Origin of the sequence: Kineosporia babensis, assembly GCF_021129305.1 — a bacterium.
In the GTDB taxonomy this organism is placed as follows: Bacteria; Actinomycetota; Actinomycetes; order Actinomycetales; family Kineosporiaceae; genus Kineosporia; species Kineosporia babensis.
Window position 1 is genome coordinate 146,685 of the sequence record NZ_JAJOMB010000020.1, and the last position, 19,612, is coordinate 166,296.

Below are 19,612 nucleotides of genomic sequence, written 5' to 3' on the forward strand. Positions count from 1 at the left end.
GCAGGAGGACTCCGTTCAGCTCGGGAAAGTGATGCGCCAGCGGCCCTGGTCGATGCGTTCCTTACGTCGCCATGTCCACACGTTCCTGCGGTCGCCGTCGTAGGGTTTGTAGTCGGCCGCGTAGGCGTACTCCCCCTGCTTGACGTTGAACAGGTCGAACTCCAGCGCTCCGGCCGCGAGCCGCTTCAGGATGCGCAACTCCTCCACGCCGATGGTGACGTCTTTGATCCTGAAGCCGTTGCTGGCCACGAACGTCTGGGCGTAGGCATCGACGAAGGTGTCGCTGGGCAGGTTGCCGTCCTTGAACGCGAACCCCTCCGGCCGTCCTTCGATGCGGTGCCAGAACTTGCTGCCGTGATGAAACCTGATGCTCGGGTAGGTGATGGCGTCGCCGGTCGTGGTGTCCTGGAACAGCTCCAGGTAGAGGACCTGCCCGCCGCCTCCGTGGCCGGTGTCCCGGCGTAGCTGAAGATGGGAGCCCGCGTTCATGATCGTGACCTTGCCGCCGAGCGGACCCGAGGTGCCGATGGCGACGGGGTCGGTGCCCAGCGGGTTGATGGCCAGTGGCTTGGCCCCGCCGGACTGGATCCAGGAGTAGTCCTGGTGGTGCCCGAACCGGATGTGCGCCTGGTTGTCCGGGCCGACGTACAGGGCGCCGCCGAGGGAGTTCTCGCTGACGTTGACGACGTGCAGGCGGCCCTTCGGCTCGGTGACCGCGCCGATGCCCACGGCGCTGGCGACGGGGTTCAGCAGCAGCGGCTTACCTCCGTGCGACTGGATCCAGGAGTAGCTCGCGTGGTATCCGAGCCGCAGGTTCGACTGGTTCGTCGGCCCGATGATCAGCGTTCCGTTGGTGGCGTCCTGGTTGGCGTCGACGATGTGCAGGCGGCTCGCGGGTGCCGAGACGCCGACGCCGACCCGGTTGCCCAGCGGGTTGAGGGCCAGGGGAAGCCCACTGTGAGACTGGATCCACGTGTGGTCGTTCCCGTAGCCGAGGCGAAGGTTCTGGTCCCGCTTACGGCCGATGATGAGGGCGGGGACCCCGTTGGCGTCGGTGGGGGTGTGCAGGATCTGGAAGCGCCCCTCCAGATCGGTCGGAGGGAAGTTGACCCCGGCGAAGGACTGGTTGAACAGCAGCGGGGTGCGTTCCACCGGCGCGGTCATCGAGCCGTCGGCGTAGCCTGGGATGTTGCGGTACTCCACCAGGATCGGGGCGTGGCCCTGCTTGGGCAGCGCATAGACCTTGTCGAGCCTGAACTCGATGAACTGCCCGGGCGTCAGCAGGGTGTCGGCGTCCGGGGTGATGTCCCAGGCGCGTTCCCGGTCCAGGACCTTCGTGATGCTCCAGCCCGCCGACACCGACAGACTGATGTTGCCCGCCGCCCCGACCGTGGTCAGTGCCCAGGGCTTCTCGTTCTTGGCGGTCGGGCTCGCTCCGTCCGGTTCGGCATCGAAGGACACCCGGAAGGCCGACACCGGCTCTGCTGTCTGGAAAGAGATGCCCTTGCCGGCGCTCATCACGTTGGTGAGGTGCAGGGTCAGAGCACTGGCGGTCGCCCCGTCGCTGAGGACCCGGTCACCCCCGACGAACCGCAGGTCCAGGGGCAGGTCACGGCGCCCTCGGTGGTTGACCACGTCGAGGTACTGCACTCGGGTGCCGGCCAGGGGCTGGCTCTGCCCGGTGTACCTGACGGTGCCGTACTCCAGTTCCACCTGGGTGCCGTGGGTGCCGTCCGTACCGTCGGCGTTCAGGCCCGACACGTCCACGGAGATCGTTGCGCCGGGAAGGATCGGCTTGAGGTTGTTCTTCCACTGGAAATACAGGGCCGTGCCGTCCGGCTCGGCCGCTATCGCCCAGTCCGCCGAGGAGACCTTCGGGGTGAGCGCGGCGGCGAGTGTGCCTTTCCGTAGGCGCAGCGCGAAATGGTAGGTGCTGGAGGATACCCCGGTGAGCGGGACGGCCTCGATGGCGTGGCGGGAGCTGTTGGTCACCTCCAGGGACATCACCTGAAGGTTGGTGTCGTCGATGAACAGGACGGGCTGACCGTCGTTGTTGACGAAGCCGAAGTCGAGCGGGTGGGTTCGGACGAACGCTTCCAGCGGAGGTTCGCTGTCGGCCATGTCCCGCTGGATCTCCGCGGTGGTCAGCGCACGGGAGTACACGCGGAACTGCGCCACGAGACCAGCGAAGCTGAGTGTCCCATTGCCGGCGGCGAGTTCGAACTCCGCCTGGTCGGCCACGCGGGAGCCGCGTCCCTGCGCCTGTGCGACCAGGGCGCCGTCCACATAGGTTCGCGCGACACCGCCGTCATGGGTGATGGCCACGTGCGCCCAGACGTTGCCGGGCACCGCTCCGGCGTCCGAGAGGGTGGTCTCCAGGCCCACTGTTGAGTCGAACAAGTGCTCGAGCCGTCCGTCACCGTAGAGCCTGAGCCGGATGTTGGGTGAGGCCTTCCCGAACACCGCGACGGCTGAGTTGGCACCGCCCGGGGCCCATTTGATCCAGGCCGACAGGGTGTAGGCCGTCAGTTGCAGCGCCGGATTACCCGCCGGCACGCTGACGTACTGGTCTTTCCCGTCAAGGCTCAGGCAGGCGAATTTCTGGTCGGTGACGATCGTCGGCGTGCCCTTGTAGATCCCGTTGATGGCGTTCGGACCGCTGTCGAGAATCACGTTCTGCGGGGCGAGAGCGTTCAGGGGCCAGTGCAGGACGAGGGAATCGCTCATTTCTGCACCTCCTCAGCGGCCGGGGCGAGGCCTAGCTGACCTTGGGCCTGCTGCTGGAGGGAGCCGATCAGCTCGTAGACCTGGGCGTACGGGAGGGCCCCGAGAGCGTCGAGGATCTGGTTGACCTCGGGAAGGGTCAGCGACAGATTGATTTTCGGCATCGGAATCCTCTACTCGGTGTCCGGAACGAGTGTCAGCCAGCCCTCGCGGGCCGTGGGCAGGGTGGGCAGACCCGCGTCGTTGTGCACCGGGTCGAGTTGCCGGTCGGTCCACGTAGCAGGTCCGCGCTCCCGCCAGGTCCACCGGTGCCCGGCCACGCTGGGGACGGGCAGCGCCAGAGAATCGCCGTCCACGAGCACGGGCGCGGTGAACTCGGGGACGCGCAGTGCCTCCATGGCGGTGCGGTACTGGTCGGCGGGCAGGCTGATGGCCTGGGCGGGCAGGAACCCCGAGGTCAGATGAACAGGCGCCCTGGGGTCGACGAGCATCGTGAGGATGTGGGCCTCCTGGCCGGGTCCCACGGCCAGTGGGGGCGCGGTCGTCACCGGCACGAAGTCGCCGAGCCCGAGGAACAGCGCAGGGTCCTCCCGCCAGTAGCCGATGAGCCCGTCGTTCAGGCGCGCCGCCGAGCCGACCCGCACGGGAAAGACCACTGCGGGGTAGCCGTTGGAGTCGCGGGTGGTCCGCCGCAGGTCTTGGCGGAAGACGTTCCAGTCCTGGTGGACCGCGGGCAGTCCCATGAGCTGGAGGTCGAGTTCGGCCCGCAGGACGGCCAGTGGCCTGATGGTGAACACGTCCAGGCTCTGGTCCTCGGGCTCGACACCCGAGGTGAGGATGTCGAGGGCGGCGACGAACGCCGCGAACGGGTCGGGACCGAGGGCCTGGAGCCGGGCCGCGACCGCCTTCAGATGGGCGTTGCCGATCTGCGGGATGCCGGTGACGGTGCTGCCGGGTGAGGCAAGCCAGCGGGCGAGATCGCCGTTCGACGGCTCCGGATCCGCCGTGAGCAGGCCGAGTTCGACGCCGTCCTCGTCGTAGAAGGCGAGGCCGCCGTTGAGATCGTCGGGAACCACCCAGCCGCACACCGGGGAGGTGACCGGCACGTCGTTCATCTCCCGCAGTTCGTGGTCGGAGTCCAGCCATCGGAACGACAGCCGGGACGGCTGTGTCAGGCGCGGTGGCATGGCCACCCAGCCGGGCCGGTCCGGTACCCGCAGCTGGGTGGTGGTGGCCGCGGAGTCCACGTCGACGTCGCAGCACTGCCCGAAGTTGTCGACCATGCGCAGCCGGGACAGGCGCATCACCCCGGCGCGAATCGGGTTGTACGCGGAAAGCGGCTCGGGAGCGTGCCGGGTGTCGTCGCCGACGGCGGCTGCGACCTGGCGAGCGAACTCCTGGTAGGCAGGGAATCCGAGCGGGTCGGCGATCGGGAGCTGCCGGGTGAGGCGCCGCATCAGCAGGGCGTCGTTGAAACCGCCGAGCACCTGCGCGAGATTGCTGTCCTCGTGCTCGGCCAGGTGCTGGTAGACCGCCACGAGGGTCTTGAGACGGGCATCCTCACCGTGGGCGTCGTACCAGGTGAGCACGGTGTCGGGGGCGGCCTGGAAATCGGCGGGCGCGAGCGTCGTCCCGTGTGCGGTGTTGTAGGAGTCGACGACGGTCCCGGCCAGGTAGCGCAGGACGCGCGCGGACAGCACTGGCTTCGCGCTCTGCGACAGAACGGTTCTGCCCGCATACACGCTCGCAGCACGGGTCGGGGCCTCAAATCCCGGCCGGGTCCGCAGATCCACCTCACCGGGGACCAGTTCGTAGGCCTGTGTGAGGTAGGCCGGGTCGTACACCGAATCGGACGGGCCGAGATTGTCGCCGCCCCCAGTCGCGAGGAACTCGACTTCCCATTCGAGCAGCACCGGGTGCCAGGGGTTGTGCGCCCAGACATCGGGGACGAAGCCCGCCCCCGGCAGCGTCTTCTGAAGGGCCACCGGGTCACGCGGGTCTGTGACCGAAAGGACCTGGCAGGCCAGGGTTCCGTCCTGGCCGTGCCGATCCGAAGGGGTGGCGGCCTGGCCGGTGAGCAGCACGACGGGCTCGGCGGGCAGGTGGTACTGGGGGGCGGGGACCGCGTCGAGAACAAAAGTCGCCCCGTTGGGCACGGCCGTCGCAACGTTGTAGGTCTTCAGCGCGGCGGCCATGGCCGCACGGGCGGCTCGGAACGCAAGCTCCGCCTCGTCCGCGACGCCGTCCTGCCCGGTCAGATGCGCCATCCACCATCCCAGGTAGGAGCGCACCTCGTCCGGATCGGGGTAACTCTCCCGCGCGCCCCCTGCCGGATAGGCGCAGATCATGTACTTGTACCAATCCGCGAAAAGCTGTTCGCGCAGGCTGACCTGCGCGCCGCGCGCCCGGTCGAGAGTCTCCTGTGCCGTGTTCAGCGCGTTCAGCAGGTCACCGATCGCGTGGCTGAGGGTGAGCGCCTCGCGCCGCTGCCGGGTCGGGGCGTCCACGTTCGGTGCGTCCTCACGGCGGATCGTCCACAGCTCGCCGGACGGCAGGGGCCGAAAGCCGTCCGCGTGCCGCTCCTCGGCCAGCCTGATGCCGACGTCGAGGGGCGTGGCCTCCAGTTCATCGGCGTAGGCGAGGGCCTCTAGCAGGTTCTCCACCTGATCGGGGTCGCCACCGAGTTCGGCACCGAGGTGGGCGGCGAGGGCCTCGGTCGCGGTTGTGCCGACGTACACCCCGGCGTCCTGGTCGTGCAGCAGTGGGCTGACCGTCCGGCCATCGGGCCGGAACAGGAGCGAGGCAAAGCAGACCGTGGACGTAGGGCGGGCGCTGCCCTCCGGTACGGTCCAGGCGAAACCGCTGCTCAGGGCCACGCGCCAGTCGGGTCCCGTGGTCAGGTCGGCGAGGGTGTCCTGCGCGGGCGAGGAGAACCAGCCCGCGACCTCATACTGGATGCCGTTGGGAGGCGGTGTCGAGGCGAAGTCAGCGTCATGGAAGCCGAAGACGCTGTGACAGTCGGGGTAGAACGCCGCGAAGGCAGCCTCGCCATGACCAATGGCCGTCACCTGCGGCAGTCGGTCGCCAGGCAGTCCCGGGTTCCAGTCCGCCAGCGGCACGGCCCGGCCGAGACGCCGAAACGGCACGTCACCGGGCACGGGGAAGGCGATGCCGGCGGCTGCGGTATCGGTGGGTGCGGCCAGGTAGTCGCTCTCGACCACCCATGACTTCTCGATCTTGCCCTGGTTGCGGCGGGTCACCAGCCACCGATTCGGCACGGTGGGCGCCCGGGTGGTCCCGTCGCGCTGGACGAGCCTGGTCAGCGCGTCGGGCAGCGTCCAATGCAGATGCACGCCAGCCTGGAGCGGGAAACTCTGGTCCTGAAGCGGGTCGGGAAGAATCACCTCGCTGACGTACGGGGTGCCCGAGTTCATGTCCCGACCGGTGAGCGGGTCCACATACGGCAGGCGCGTGAAATCTGCCGCCCCCACCACGTCGACGTCCTCAGCCAGATACAGCGCCGCGAGACTCACCGGCACCACGAGAACATCCGCCACGAGACCCCTCCTCAGCCGCCGTGGCGCACGTTACCGATATGTAAGTCTTCTACGGAAGAGTGGCGTTTGCTATTTAAGTCCGAAATACACCTTTACTTAGCTCGCTACTTGGCAGCCCTTGGAGTCGGCGCCGGTGGCTCAGCCCCGCTGCGGCGCCGGGGCGGCCGCGCTGTCCCGCACCAGCAGCCGCGGGCGCTCGGACGAGAAGGTCCGGCCGTCCTCGCCGTTCACCAGCTGGGCCAGCAGGTCGAACCCGCGCCGGCCCATCCCGGCGAAGTCCTGCTCCACCGTGGTCAGCGCCGGTGACCACATCTCGGCCAGCGGATGGTTGTCGAAGCCCACCACCGACACGTCTTCGGGCACCCGCAGCCCCTGGTCGTTCAGGCCCCGCACCACACCCATGGCGATCTCGTCGTTGCCGCAGAACACCGCGCTCACCGAGGCGTCGGCCGCGATCTCGTGCCCGATCGCCCGGCCGCTGCGCGGTTCCCAGGTGGCGTCGTACGGCGTGATCACCTCTGCACCGGCCTTGCGCAGAGCCCGCCGCCAGCCGGTGGTGCGGCCGTCCTCGCGCCGGGAGGGCGGCACCCGGACGTGATGCACGGTGGCGTGACCGAGCCCGAGCAGGAACGCGGTGAGTTCCTCGGCCGCGCGGGTCTCGTCCAGCACGGCCTGGGCGATGTTCTTCTCCCGCACCCCGGACAGCGCCACTACCGGCAGATCGGCCGGAACCCGGTGCAGCGCGGCCACCCCGGGCGGGTCGAACTTCAGCACGATCACCCCGGCGATGGGCTGCGAGAGGGTGGCCGACATGGCCCGGTCCAGCTCGTCCTGGTCGGCGGACTCGACCACCGTGATCATCACCGTGTAACCCACCGCCCGAGCCGCCTCCTCCACCCCGCGGATGGTCTCGGCGTAGCCGTAGCGCGAGGTCTCCCCCGCGATCACGGCAATCACCTGCGAGCGCCGCGAGGCCAGGACCCGGGCCGCCGCGCTGGGCCGGAACCGCAGCTCGGAGATCGCGGCCTCGACCAGCCGGCGCTTGTCCGGGCTGACCCGCGCGGCCCCGGTGAGCACCCGCGAGACGGTAGGGACCGAGACCCCGGCGCGTGCGGCCACGTCGGTGATCGTGGCCGGCCGGGACGTCTGCCCTGGCATCCCTGCCCTCCTCGGCAACGAGCGTGCTGTCACTTCACGGCCCCGCTGGTGATCCCGGAGATGATGCGCCGCTGGGCGACGACGAAGGTGAGCAGCAGGGGCAGGCTCATCAGGATGATATAGGCGAACACCAGGTGCCAGTTCTGCAGGTAGAGACCGGAACTGGCGACCTGGTAGAGGTTCAGCGGCAGGGTGTCGATCCGGCCGCCGATCACGAACAGCGCGTAGAACACGTCGTTCCAGATGTACAGGCAGATCAGGATCGTCGCGGTGGCCAGGACCGGGCGCAGCAACGGCAGGATGATCCGGGCGAAGACCCGCCAAGGGGAGGCGCCGTCCACCCGGGCCGCCTCCTCCAGCTCCAGCGGGATGGTCCGCACGAAGCCGGTGACGAAGAAGATCACCGTGGACAGGTACATCCCCATGTACACCCCCACCATGCCGGTCGCGGTTCCGGCCAGGCCGAGCTGGCGCAGCAGCAGGACGATCGTGACCACCGCCGGCGGCAGCACGATGCCGCTGATCGCCAGCGCGTACACCGCCGCCAGCCACCGTGAACTGCGCCGGGCCAGGATCCACGAGGCCATCGACCCCAGGATCAGCACGCCGAGCACCGACGGAACCATCACCAGCAGGCTGCCACCGAGCGCGGCCAGCATCCGCCCGTCGGTGAACACCGCCTGCAGGTTCTCCAGCAACTGCCAGCGTTCCGGGAGGGCAAGGGTCGGGTTCAGGGCCTGCGCCTGATCCTTGGCCGCGGTCACCAGCACCAGCCAGAACGGGATCCCCAGCAGGACGAGGGCGGTGGCCACCGCGGCCACCGGCTGCAGCCTGGCGAACCGGTTCACAACACGTCCTCTCGTCGGCGCAGGGTCCGGATCACCGGGAAGGCCAGCACCGTGACGGCCACGAACAGCACCAGGCTCATCGTGGTGGCCTGGGCGAACAGCCCCTGGCCGAAGGTCCGGAACACCCAGATGTTGAGCAGTTCGGTGCTCCCGCCGGGCCCGCCCGCGGTGGTGGCCTGAACGATGTCGAAACCGTTCATCGAGCCGAGCAGCGCGGTGGCCACGTTGAACGTGATCGCCGGCGCCAGCAACGGGAAACGGATGGCCAGAAACGTCTTCCACCAGCCCGCGCCGTCGATCCGGGCCGCCTCGATCACCTCGCTGTTGATCGTCTTCAGCCCGGCCAGGTAGATCAGCATGGACAGGCCCATCCACTTCCAGGCGTGCACCAGCGCCACCACCACGATCGTCCAGGTGGTGCTGCCCAGCCAGGCGATCTCGACGGTACGGCCGGCGAGGAACCCGAGGATCTGGTTCAGCGCGCCCTCGGGCTTCAGCAGGGCCTGAAAGATGTAGCCCACCGCCAGGGCCGACATCACCACCGGAACGAAGAACGCGACCCGCACGGCCCGGTTCACCGCGGTGTCGCGCTCCAGCAGCAGGGCCAGGACCAGGCCGAACAGGTTCTGGAAGACGGCTACCAGCGCGGCATAGACCATGGTGACGACCAGCGCGTCGGCCAAGGAACCGTTGGACAGCAGGGACCGGAAGTTCTCCAGCCCGGCGAACGAGATCGAGGACTTGAAGCTGGACCAGTCGGTGAACGCGTAGACGAAGTTGAACACCGTGGGCAGGACGAAGAACACGGTGAGGACGGCCAGCGCCGGGATCAGGAACCACAGCGGGTGGTCGTGGGCGGCCCGTTGACCGGATGACGTTCGGGGCCGGCTCGGGCTCGGTGGCGCGAGGGCGCGGTCGATGACGACGGCCACGCTCAGAAGCCTTCGGTACCGATGGCTTTGGCCAGCTCGGCGAACTGGGCCTGGGTGGCCTCGGCCACTTCCTGAGACGTCTTGGTGCCCTGGATCAGGTCGCCCAGGTTCAGATACAGATCCGGGTTGGCCACGGCCAGAGCCTGCATGGAGCCGACCGCATCACCGAGAGACGCGTGAACGTCCAGGAGCGCTTGCGGCACCCCGGCCGGGGTCGGGACGGCGTCCTGCAACGAGACCGTGGACTGCGCCTCGACGAAACCGGCGTACCCGTCGCCGAGCCAGAACGACAGCAGCTGCCGGGCTGCGGCCTCCCGTTCGGCATCACCGGTCCGGAAGGCCACCAGGGCGTTGGACTGGTCGGGGATGAACGTGCCGACGTTGCCGGAGGGCGAGATCGGGAAGAAGCCGATCTTCTCGTTCAGCTCGTCGGTGTCGGCCAGCGACTGCAGCTGCCCGAAGAAGGAGTTCACCTGGATCGCCATCGCCGCCTCACCGGCCAGCAACGCCGCACCCTGGTCCTCGAACGTGGCCGTCTTCAGGTTCTGGTTGAACAGCCCTTCCTCGATCAGCCCTTGGTAGCTGTCGATCGCCTTCTGGATCGTCGGGTCGGTGAACTTCTCCTGGTTCTGGTTCACCCGCTCCCACAGGCCGTCCTTGGCGGCATCGGCCAGTTGCACCTGCACCCACCACTGCGTGGCCCACGGTGTTCCGGCGCCGAAGTCGAAGAACGGGGTGACGTTCTCGCCCTTGAGTTTGCGTGCCACAGCAAGGAACTCGTCCCAGTTGGCGGGGGTCTCGGTGATGCCGGCCTGCTCGAAGACCTGCTTGTTGTAGTAGACGCCCTCCACCGCCGGGGTGGTGATCAGCGCGGCATAACGGGTCTCGTCCAGGATTCCGGTGATGCCGCGCAGATCGCCCGAGTACGAGTCCAGCCAGGGCGCCCCGTCGAGGGGCTGCAGGTTGGTGCGGGCGTTCAGGGCGGTCAGCTGCGAGGCGGTGGGCTGCCAGAAGGCCAGGTCGGGCTTGTCTCCGGTGGCCACCTTGGTCTGCACGCTCTGCTCGTACGGGTCGGGGATGGTGACCACGTCCACGGTGGCGCCGGTGCTCGACTCAAAGGCCGAGACCACGCTTTCCGGAACCTTGTTGGAGTTCTGCGCGGCCCAGACGGTCAGCGTGATGCCGTTGAGATCGGCGTCCTGGGCCGGCCAGTCGCTGGCGGTCGCAGGTTCGCCGGCATCGCCCGCTCCCGGGTCCGAGCAGGCGGTCAAGGTCACGGCGGCGAGAGTGGCCGCGGCGACGACGGTGAGGAACGGATTCTTCATTGAACTGCTCCTTGTACGGACGGGTGGGCAGGGGTTCGTTCAGTCGTTCGGGTCGCTCACGTGCAGACGAAAAGTGCGGGCAGCCACGTCATGGGTGCTGTCGGCGCGTACGGTGAGCACGGCCCGGTCGGCATCCCAGTGCGTGGACCAGGGCGGAAGATCCTTCGGGAAAACGGTTTCGACGGTGATCTGCTGCTGAGCCCGGTGCGGCAGATGCAGCTGAACCTCGCTCTGTCGGCCGCGCCGCCAGAGCGAGACCAGGTCCTCGTCCGCCCGGCACAGACCCAAGGCGACCCAGGACCCGTCCCAGATCGGCAGGTGCAAGGGCCAGATCGGATGCCCGGTGCGGACGAACGAACGGATCTCCTTGGCCACCGCAACCGCCGCGGCCACCCGCTCGCGCTCGGCCGACGTCATCCGGTTCAGGTAGCCGGACAGGTAGAACCGGCCCAGCAGCCCGGTGACCAGGCAGAACGAGATCTGCTCGGGCGTCATCCCGGGCTGCGGGTAGGCCCAGTTGGCCGCCTGCTCGGGCAGCATGGTCATCGGCGCCGCCGCCGCGATCGGCGGGAACAACCGGAAGTCCTGTTGGTCCGACGTGGACTGCAGGGCGAGCCGGGACAGGATCGCCCAGTCCGAACGCATCGCACCCGACGAGCAGTTCTCCAGGATCAGCCGCGGATGACGCTCCAGCACCGCATCCAGCCAGGCCAGGTGTGCGCGGTTGTGCTCCAGCAGCCCGGCGCCCGGGCTGTCCGCATCGAGGTCGGTCCCCGGGCCGGGGTTGATGTTGTAGTCCAGCTTGAAGAAGCCGATGCCGAACTCCTCGACCAGCCGGTCCACCACCCCGTTCAGATGCTCGACGGCCGCCGGGTGCCGCAGATCGAGGTGATAGCGGTGATGCTCGACCACCCGCTCCTGGTTGCGCTGCAGAAATGCCTCCCGCGGCAGCTTTTCGGCCATCGGGCTGTTGATCCCGATCACCTCCGGCTCCAGCCACAGCCCCGGGACCAGGCCGTGCGCCCGGACGGCCTCGATCACTTCCTGCAGTCCGTTGGGAAAGCGGGTGCGCGAGGGCTGCCACTCCCCCACGCTGTCCCACCAGTGGCCGGTGTCGTCGTACCAGCCGGCGTCGATGCAGAACACCTCGGCGCCGACCTCGGCCGCGGCCTGGATCAGGGGGAGCAGGCGCTCGGTGGTCGGGTCGCCGTTGAGGGTGTTCATGTAGTCGTTGAACACCACCGGCATCAGCGCGTTGTCCTGGTGGGGGCGGCGGCCGGCCCGTCGGTGATCGGTCAGTCCGGCCATCGCTGCGGTGAAGTTCTTGCCCCAGGCCAGGGTGACCGGGACGGTGCTGAACTCCTCGCCGGGCTGTAGCACCTTGGTCCAGGCCGCGTCCTCGTCGGTCGGGCCGGCCAGGGTCAGGACGGCGCCGGTCTCGTCGTCACCGATCTCCCAGCGCCAGGCTCCGTTGTGCTCGATCTGCCAGGCCAGGGCCTGTTGCTGCGCTGCATGGACCACCGCGCCCACCGGCAGGTGGTGCCCGGTCGACCAGGTGCCCTGAGACGTAGCGGTGTACGAGCCACGCGGCGGCTGATGAGTCAGCGCCGCCGCCAGTTGCGGCAACCCCAGCTCGCGAAGAGGTCTGCTGGTGAAGCGCCCCTCAGCCAGCCAGTCGCTGACCCCCGACACCAACTCCCAGCCCACCAGAGGATCCCCGGCTTCCCGCTTGTCGGCTTCGGGGAGTGGAGCCGAGGCGGCCGTGGGCACCTGGGCGACCACAGCGTCCGTTGCTGGTGCTTGTACCGAAGCCGCCGTGAAGCCGCCCGACCATGAGGCCACCGACCGCAACACCACGCGTCCACCACCAGCCGCCCGGACCACCACCCGGGCCGTCGCCGCCGCCATCCCCGCCGGCTGGGTGAGCAGCAAGTCCGCCTCCAGACCGCCGCCCGCCTGCCTCACCACGAGCGTGCGCACGCCGCCACGCTGCTGGATCTCGTGCCCGGTGTAGCGCAGCTCCGTTCCGAGCTGGGTGTGCGCCAAGCGGCTCGAAGCCGGCAGCCGGCCCTGAGCAGCCGTGACGATCTCGACCACGGCAACCGGATACACATCCGCCCCGCCGGCCCGGACCAGGCGGACCGCAACCCCCGGACCGTGTTCAAACACCAGCTCCAGGGCGGAATCTCCGAAGGTGAACCTGCGCAGCACCGGACTCCTCGTCATCGTGGATCAGGCCCGTCGGCACCGACCCCGTGAGCCGAGGCCGGTGCTCCCCGTCGACGGTAACCCGATTCTGAAAGCGCTATCAAGACCCCGGATGAAACCGCTATCACGAACCCATTGAAACCGTTATCACCCGATTGCTACCTTGGCCGCGGCCCGACACTCGGATGCGACCTGTCTCGACGACGAGGAGAGTCCTTCATGAAGAAGTCCCTGGCCGGGGTGGTGGCCACGGCCGCCGCCCTGATGTTCTCCGTCCTGAGCGCGCCACCCTCACAAGCAGCGAGTCAGCCCTTGAAGATTGATTTCTCCACCACCACCGGCGATTTCCGCGGTGGGGCCAGCGGCACCCTGTACGGATTCGGCGACGAAGGGGCCCCCACCCAGGCCCTGATCAACGGCGCCCACATCACCAACACCTCGCAGAAACCGCCGTACGGCACCCAGCACCCGGGCGGCGACACCCTCAAGATCGAGGACGGCTTCTTCGCCAAGCACGGCGAGGACCTGTACATCTACGCCCAGGACTACTACCCCGAATGGCCTTACAACAGCGGCGAACGGCCCGGCGACGAGCGGACCTACGACCTGGCCAAGGGCACGTACACCGAGGGACCCAACGGGGTCTGGGACTACCTCGAGGTGCTCGAGTTCGTGGTCGAGGCAGTGGCCACCCGCTCCGAGCATCCGGAGAAGTACGTCATCATCCCGTTCAACGAGGCCGACGGCGGCAACTGGTACCCGGACTGGGCCACCCAGAAGGATCAGTTCCTCGGTGACTGGGAGGCCACGTACAACGAGATCCAGGAGGTCTACGCCCGGCACGGCCTGGGCCACGCCCGGGTCGGCGGCCCTGGTGACAGCCGCTGGCTGAAGCAGCGCAGCAGCGACTTCGTCGCGTTCGCCAAGGACCGGAAGGTGCTGCCGGACATCTGGATCTGGCACGAGCTGGGCATCGAGAACCTGGCCACCTACCGCGGCCATCTGGCCGAGTACCGCGCCCTGGAGCAGGAACACGGCATCGGCCCGCTGCCGGTGAACATCACCGAGTACGGCATGCTGCGCGACATGGGCACCCCCGGCCAGCTGGTGCAGTGGTTCTCGATGTTCGAGGACACCAAGGTCGACGCTCAGACCGCCTACTGGGGCTACTCGGGCAACTTCTCCGACAACACCGCCCGCCCCAACGGTGCCAACGCCGGCTGGTGGCTGTTCAAGTGGTACGGCGATCTCGAAGGCTCCCAGACCGTCAAGGTCACTGCGCCGCAGCCGGACACCGCCGACACCCTGCAGGCCATCGCCGCTCGTGACGACACCAACTCCCGCGCAACGGTTCTGCTCGGCGGATCGGACGACGACGTAGCGCTGCAGCTGTCCGGCCTGGACCGCAAGACGTTCGGGGCAAGCGTCGACATCGAGGTCCGCGAGGTGGCCACCACCGGCGCCGAGGGCCTGGCTCAGACCCCGCGAGTGGTGTGGGCCAAGAACGCGGTCAAGCTCAACTCCGGCGCGCTGAACCTGCCGGTGCAGACCTACAACCGCTACGCCGCCTACCAGGTCATCATCACCCCGTCCGGAGACCGGGACGTGGCCAAGGCATACGCCGCGCAGCCCTGGACCACCACCGTCGAGGCCGAGGACACCAAGGTCACCGGTGCCGACATCACCACCCACGATCCGCAGGCGAGCGGCGGCTGGACCTGGCTGGCCTCGGGCAACAAGGACGTCCGCGCCTTCAAGACCCTGGACTCCCGCAGCGATTGGACCGTCAAGGTGCCCCGCACCGGCGCGTACCGGCTGCAGGTGATCGGCGCCAGCAACAAGAAACCCGGCCGTCATGCCCTTTTCGTGGACGACAGGTTCAGCAAGCTCGTGCAGTACGCGGCCGACCTGCACTGGGACTACCGGGGCAGCGCCGAGGTCCTCCTCGACCTCAAGGCCGGTACTCACACCCTCTCCCTGCGCACCAGCCAGGACGGCAAGACCCTGCTCCCCAACCCCGATGTCACCCTGGACCGCTACCTGCTCACCGACGTCACCGACGGCGAGCCCACCCAGTACCCCGCTTCCACCTTCCGCCTCTACAACGGCGCCAAGCTCGATCACGGGCAGGCTTCACTGAGCGGCAAGGCCCGCAGCGACCTCTATGTGACGGCGATGGACACCGGCTACTACGACGTGGATGTCGCCTACCGGACCAAGAAGCCATCGGATGTCCGGGTCACCGTCAACGGCCGGGAACGCGCCAAACTCTCCGCCAAGCAGTCCGGTTCGTGGAAGTCGACCGTGCGCCTGCGCCTGGTCGAGGGCATCAACGAGATCGAACTTCGCTCCCCCTCCGGAGTCCTGATCGACACGTTGACGACCACCCGCGTCCGTAAATCTGATGCTTCGCAGGTAGTTCTGGAAGCAGAGGACGCACGGCTCGAGGGACAGGCGTCCGTCACCGAACTGGCCGCTTCGGTCGGGAGCAATGCCAGCGGACGTGGGTACGTGGGTTACGTCGGCAACGGCACCGAGAACGCGGTGGTGTTCGACCGGGTCAAGGGCTACGACCAGCCCGGCGACTACGACGTGGCCATCACCTACGCCAATGCCGAACTGAAGGGTGATCACCAGTACAACCCCCAGGTGGTGGACCGGCGGGCCGAACTGCAGGAGGGCACCCGGCCGATCGGTCACGGGTACTTCCGCTACACCTACGACTGGAACAGCTTCTCCCAGCGCAGCATCGCGGTCACCTTGAAGACCGCGAACCAGCCGCTGCGGCTGACCAGTTCGCAGGGCTGGGCGCCGAACATCGACAAGGTCACCGTGGCGCCGGCCGTGCTGGGCTCACCCCTCACGCAACGCCTGCGGTAAATACCCTGGCGCTGCGCACGAGCGCCGTGCCATCCTGATCTCGCGCCGGAAACGCCGGCCGGGTACGACAGCGATCTGGAAGGACTGAAATCATGCGTTACTCACTGCGCCAGCGTCGCTATCAGTCGTCCCGACAGCGTTCCCGCACGGTCTTGTAAGTGCCTGATCAGGTGCTGACCAAGCGCCGCGGCCGGGAACCTCCGGCCGCGGCGCTTTTTCGTTGTCCCAGGAAGCTGGCGCCAGTGGTGGCGAACCTGTCTCGAAAACAGGGCCGGGCAGTGCGCCCGAGGGTTCGACTCCTTCAGCTTCCGCGCAGGGCCTGTCCTGTGGATCATGGCCGTAGCGAGGAGGTGCCCGGGGCGTCGGCTGGGCGTGGCCGGTGGGGCCCCTCGCAATGGTTTTGCGTGGGGCCACGCCGGACGCGTCCAGACGGCGTCCCGGGTGCCCCGCAGTAGGCAAAGATCCACAGGACAGGCCCTAGTCCCGACCCGCGGGTGCACTGGGCATGTGGTTGAGCCCAACGGCCTGTAGAGCCGCCGCCTCGGCTGTGGGGGTTCGACTCCCTCCGCCCGCACGTCACCCTTTCCGGCTGGTGCAATGGCAGCACGACGGGCTCTGAACCCGTTGATCGAGGTTCGAGTCCTCGGCCGGAAGCGATCCATCAGGCCCCCATGGCGCAGCTGGAGAGCGCGTCTCGCTACGAACGAGAAGGCCGGCGGTTCGAATCCGTCTGGGGGCACTCAGCGAACGGTGTCGAAGAAGAGCTGGAGCACGGCCTCGGGGTCGGCGCTGAGCGCGATGTCCGCCGTCGGCCAGGGCCGCTGGCCGGTCGGGTAGAACGTGTCTTCGCCGATCGCCCGGCGGCGGTCGACCACCGTCTGGCCCCGGCTCAGTCCGGGTGCGAGTTCGACCTGCAACGGCCAGGTCTCGAAGCGGAACAGCTCGGGCGAGGTGATCGCGCAGACCGCTCCGGCGTCGCCGATCACCCGGTTGACCGTGATCGCACCGGTGAGCGGGTTGACCATCTCGTAGCCGAGCAGGGCGCCGAGGACCTGATCGAGGCGCTGCCCGGACGCTTTCAGGTCGGCAGTGGTCTCGGCGCTCGCCTCGACGGTGTGGAAGACGTCGAGACCGTACATGGTCAGCGGCACGCCGCTGTTCAGCACCACGTAGGCCGCTTCCGGATCGTGCCAGACGTTGAACTCCGCCAGCGCGGTGGCATTTCCGTCGGCCACGGCTCCGCCCATGAACACCACTCGCTCGATCCGCTCGATCACCTCGGGGTGGGTGCGCAGCAGCAGGGCCAGGTTGGTCATCGGGGCCAGGCAGACCACGGTCAGCGGCTCGGCGGCGGCCATCAGGGTCTGCCGCATCAGCTCGACCGCGTGCTGCTGCACCGGCTTGCGCCCGCCGACCGGCAGATCGAGCCCGGCCAGGCCGTCGGCGCCGTGCACCCAGGAGGCCGGGCGCGACGGTTCGATCAGGGGCTGCTGGGCTCCGCCGGCCACCGGGATCGGCGGGGCGTCGAGCAGCTCGAGCACGCCGAGGGTGTTGGTCACCACTCGCTCCAGGGAGGCATTGCCCGCCACGCAACTGATCGCCCGCACGTCGATGCCCGGATGCCGCACGGCGAACATGATCGCCATCGCGTCGTCAATACCGGTGTCCACGTCCAAGATCACGTTGCGCTTCGTCACCGGGGCAGCCTAGGGGATCCGGCCTCGGGAATGCTGGACGGCTTCGGTTTCCTGACCTACCCTCGATCGAAGTCCGATTTACCCCTTTTATGTCGGGCTCTTCCCTGAAGTCGAGCTGGAGGTTCTGCGATGAAGCGCATCATCGAGCGTCTCACCCGTAAGACCATGCCGGGCCGCTACTCCTGGCACTGATCCGATCCCGCGCACGGGAGGCAGCCGCCTCCCGTGCGCTCGATCCAGCCGAATCCGGCCTCAGCTGGCGTGCTTTCACCTCCGCCTACAACACCGACCGCCTCGCCTTCCTGAGCACGCTGCCCAGCCGGGCGCCGGTGGTGCGGATGGCCGCCAACCTGGTGTTCGTCAGCGACCCGGACCTGATCGAAACCATGTTCCGGCGCACGAACACCGACTTCCAGATGACCTTGAACCGGCGGATGGAGTCGGAATCCGCCGCCCGCGGCGAAGCTGCCCTGGACGCCTGGATGCTGGCCCGCCGGCGCTCGTCCTCCGTTCTGCACACCGCAGCCAACCCGACTATGGACGAGGAACTCACCGAACACGTTCGGGCGTGGGTCAGGGTCGGCGAACCCACCGATCTGGTGGGCGATCTCAGTCGCCTCAACCTGCGCTCCACCGCCCGGCTGGTGACCGGGACCTCCGATCCGGCCCTGGAAGAGGCCACCCTCGCCCTGCTGTCCCCGCTCACCGAGGTGGTGGATCAGGGCACCCGACTACGCGGCGTCCTCGCTCTGCTGACCCGGCGCCACCGGCATGCCCGGAGCCGGGACACTCTGCTGCAGAACCAGATCCAGGCCGTCGCACACCCCGACTCGCTGGTGGGTGAACTCGCCCGGGCCGGCGTCGAGCCTCAGGTAGTCACCAACTTCGCGGTGGCCATGCTCCTGGCCGGCTCGGTGGTTCCCGGTGCAGCCGGCGCCTGGGTGCTGGCCATGCTCGCCGCCCACCCGCAGTGGCAGGAACGGGCCCGCACCGACGAAACCGCCCGCACCTGGCTGATCAACGAGACGCTACGCCTGTACCCGCCCACCTGGCTGATCAGCCGGATGGTGGCCCAGGACGGGATCTACGCCGGCTGGCGACTGCGCGCGGGCGACGAACTGGTGCTCTCGCCCTATGTGAGCCACCGCGATGCGCAGGTCTTCCCCGATCCGGAAGAGTTCCGGCCCGAGCGCTGGAACGGCCTGCACCCCAGGATCAACGAGTACTTCCCGTTCGGAGCGGGCGCCCGGCGTTGCGTCGGCGCCGAACTCTCGCTGGCCCGGCTGGACCATCTGGTGCGCGAGGTGCTTCAGGCCGGGACGGTCGAGGGCCCCGCACCGACCGGGATGTCCACCACCATCACCCTGGTTCCGCAGAACCTCCGCCTGCGGTTCCGCAGCACAAAGGGCGGTCTACCGGGCCAGGGCGACCAGTTCCGCCCGGGTCCGGGCCCCGGCCTTGCGTAACAGGTTCGAGACGTGGAACTTGACCGTGTTCTCGCTGATCCCGAGCTCTTTGGCGATCTCCTGGTTGCGCCCGCCGCCGACCAGCAGCCGCAGCACTTCCTGCTCGCGCGGGCTCAGGTCCACGCTCTCGCCCAGCGGCAACGAGGGCGAGGGCGGGTCGAGCGGGATCACGATGCTCAGGTTGGAGCCCCAGCCCGGGGTGGAGGAGACGTCCAGGTGACCGCTCAGTGCGGTCACCTTCTCGGCGATCGGGCGCAGCGCGTCGTCGTGCCCGGTGAGTTCGCCCCGGCCGTCGTCGCGCACGTGGATCAGCAGGTTCAGCCCGTCGCAGTCCCAGTGAATGCGCACCCGCTGGGCTTCTCCGGCATCGACCAGGGCCAGGACCGCAGTACGCACGATCGCCCGGGCCGAGTGCGCCACCTCCCCCGGCAGCGCCCGGCCGGTCGAGGGCGGCTCGACGAACTGCACGTCCAGATCGCCGAACCTAACCAGCGGCCGCAGGTCGTTCTTCAGCCGGGCGAAGGCCCCGACCACCGGTTCCAGCACGGCCGCCCGCACCTGGTCGGTCTGGGTGCGCAGCTGCACCAGGGCCGAGGCGGCCAGGTCGATCGCCATCGTGCGGGCCGCCCGGTCGTCCAGGTGGCCGGAGCGCAGCACGGCGAGCAGGGATTCCAGCGTCACGGCGTGCTGCTCACCCAGTTCCGCGAGCAGCCGGTTGTTCTCGGCGCCCTGGCGGCGGGAGGCTTCGGTCATTCCGCAGAACCTAGCGGATGGCCGGCACCTACCCGTTCGGGTAGGTAGGGCTCGACCGTCGCAG

General features: G+C 68.5%; 12 protein-coding genes and 4 tRNA genes. 6 read left to right on the top strand and 10 right to left on the bottom strand.

Going from position 1 to position 19,612, the window contains the following annotated elements; genetic code table 11:
* Positions 1 to 15 precede the first annotated feature (15 nt).
* From LR394_RS30280 to LR394_RS30315, 8 genes are all read right to left on the bottom strand, one after another.
* Positions 16 to 2,727, bottom strand: coding sequence for a LamG domain-containing protein (locus LR394_RS30280; protein WP_231448003.1), 2,712 nt, complete (start codon positions 2,725 to 2,727; stop codon positions 16 to 18).
* Positions 2,724 to 2,888, bottom strand: coding sequence for a hypothetical protein (locus LR394_RS30285; protein WP_231448004.1), 165 nt, complete (start codon positions 2,886 to 2,888; stop codon positions 2,724 to 2,726). The genes LR394_RS30280 and LR394_RS30285 overlap by 4 nt, the downstream gene beginning before the upstream one ends.
* 9 nt (positions 2,889 to 2,897) lie before the next feature.
* A complete protein-coding gene (locus LR394_RS30290; protein WP_231448005.1) occupies positions 2,898 to 6,281 on the bottom strand; it encodes a hypothetical protein in 3,384 nt (1,127 codons plus the stop codon).
* A gap of 138 nt (positions 6,282 to 6,419) precedes the next feature.
* The gene (locus LR394_RS30295) at positions 6,420 to 7,439 is read right to left on the bottom strand and encodes a LacI family DNA-binding transcriptional regulator (RefSeq protein WP_231448006.1); all 1,020 of its coding nucleotides are present in this window, start codon (positions 7,437 to 7,439) and stop codon (positions 6,420 to 6,422) included.
* A 29-nt stretch (positions 7,440 to 7,468) separates the two neighbouring features.
* Positions 7,469 to 8,287: a carbohydrate ABC transporter permease gene (locus LR394_RS30300; protein WP_231448007.1), complete on the bottom strand. Its 819-nt coding sequence runs from the start codon at positions 8,285 to 8,287 to the stop codon at positions 7,469 to 7,471.
* Positions 8,284 to 9,219 (bottom strand): carbohydrate ABC transporter permease, encoded by a 936-nt coding sequence (locus tag LR394_RS30305; RefSeq protein ID WP_231448008.1) that lies wholly within the window; start codon positions 9,217 to 9,219, stop codon positions 8,284 to 8,286. Before LR394_RS30305 ends, LR394_RS30300 begins: the two co-directional genes overlap by 4 nt.
* 2 nt (positions 9,220 to 9,221) lie before the next feature.
* Positions 9,222 to 10,544 carry an ABC transporter substrate-binding protein gene (locus LR394_RS30310; protein WP_231448009.1) on the bottom strand — a complete coding sequence of 441 codons (1,323 nt, stop codon included), beginning with the start codon at positions 10,542 to 10,544 and terminating at the stop codon, positions 9,222 to 9,224.
* Between the two features lie 39 nt (positions 10,545 to 10,583).
* Positions 10,584 to 12,755, bottom strand: coding sequence for a glycoside hydrolase family 36 protein (locus tag LR394_RS30315; RefSeq protein WP_231448010.1), 2,172 nt, complete (start codon positions 12,753 to 12,755; stop codon positions 10,584 to 10,586).
* A 216-nt stretch (positions 12,756 to 12,971) separates the two neighbouring features.
* Here LR394_RS30315 and LR394_RS30320 point away from each other — a divergent pair, with 216 nt between their 5' ends.
* The 5 genes from LR394_RS30320 (at position 12,972) to LR394_RS30340 (ending at position 16,371) form a co-directional block, all read left to right on the top strand.
* Positions 12,972 to 15,632, top strand: coding sequence for a carbohydrate-binding protein (locus LR394_RS30320; protein ID WP_231448011.1), 2,661 nt, complete (start codon positions 12,972 to 12,974; stop codon positions 15,630 to 15,632).
* 228 nt (positions 15,633 to 15,860) lie between these two features.
* Positions 15,861 to 15,943, top strand: a tRNA-Ser gene (locus LR394_RS30325).
* Between the two features lie 179 nt (positions 15,944 to 16,122).
* Positions 16,123 to 16,206 (top strand) — tRNA-Tyr (locus LR394_RS30330).
* A gap of 9 nt (positions 16,207 to 16,215) precedes the next feature.
* Positions 16,216 to 16,286 (top strand) — tRNA-Gln (locus LR394_RS30335).
* Between the two features lie 11 nt (positions 16,287 to 16,297).
* Positions 16,298 to 16,371: transfer RNA gene (locus tag LR394_RS30340), tRNA-Arg, on the top strand.
* Position 16,372: 1 nt separating this feature from the next.
* On the opposite strand, the gene LR394_RS30345 is transcribed toward LR394_RS30340, so the two are convergent.
* Positions 16,373 to 17,329, bottom strand: coding sequence for a nucleoside hydrolase (locus tag LR394_RS30345; protein ID WP_231448012.1), 957 nt, complete (start codon positions 17,327 to 17,329; stop codon positions 16,373 to 16,375).
* A gap of 338 nt (positions 17,330 to 17,667) precedes the next feature.
* Between LR394_RS30345 and LR394_RS42205 the strand changes: the two genes are divergently transcribed.
* The gene (locus LR394_RS42205) at positions 17,668 to 18,795 is read left to right on the top strand and encodes a cytochrome P450 (protein WP_269330003.1); all 1,128 of its coding nucleotides are present in this window, start codon (positions 17,668 to 17,670) and stop codon (positions 18,793 to 18,795) included.
* On the opposite strand, the gene LR394_RS42210 is transcribed toward LR394_RS42205, so the two are convergent.
* Complete coding sequence (locus LR394_RS42210) at positions 18,742 to 19,548, bottom strand: helix-turn-helix transcriptional regulator (RefSeq protein WP_269330004.1); 807 nt, start codon at positions 19,546 to 19,548, stop codon at positions 18,742 to 18,744. The two genes, LR394_RS42205 and LR394_RS42210, sit on opposite strands and share 54 nt — an antisense overlap.
* Positions 19,549 to 19,612 lie beyond the last annotated feature (64 nt).

Bases quoted from the DNA above. Each gene is read 5' to 3' on its own strand.
- LR394_RS30310 (WP_231448009.1), bottom strand. From the start codon at position 10,544: ATGAAGAATCCGTTCCTCACCGTCGTCGCCGCGGCCACTCTCGCCGCC.
- LR394_RS42205 (WP_269330003.1), top strand. From the start codon at position 17,668: ATGGCCGCCAACCTGGTGTTCGTCAGCGACCCGGACCTGATCGAAACC.
- LR394_RS30280 (WP_231448003.1), bottom strand. From the start codon at position 2,727: ATGAGCGATTCCCTCGTCCTGCACTGGCCCCTGAACGCTCTCGCCCCG.
- LR394_RS30285 (WP_231448004.1), bottom strand. From the start codon at position 2,888: ATGCCGAAAATCAATCTGTCGCTGACCCTTCCCGAGGTCAACCAGATC.
- LR394_RS30295 (WP_231448006.1), bottom strand. From the start codon at position 7,439: ATGCCAGGGCAGACGTCCCGGCCGGCCACGATCACCGACGTGGCCGCA.
- LR394_RS42210 (WP_269330004.1), bottom strand. From the start codon at position 19,548: ATGACCGAAGCCTCCCGCCGCCAGGGCGCCGAGAACAACCGGCTGCTC.
- LR394_RS30320 (WP_231448011.1), top strand. From the start codon at position 12,972: ATGAAGAAGTCCCTGGCCGGGGTGGTGGCCACGGCCGCCGCCCTGATG.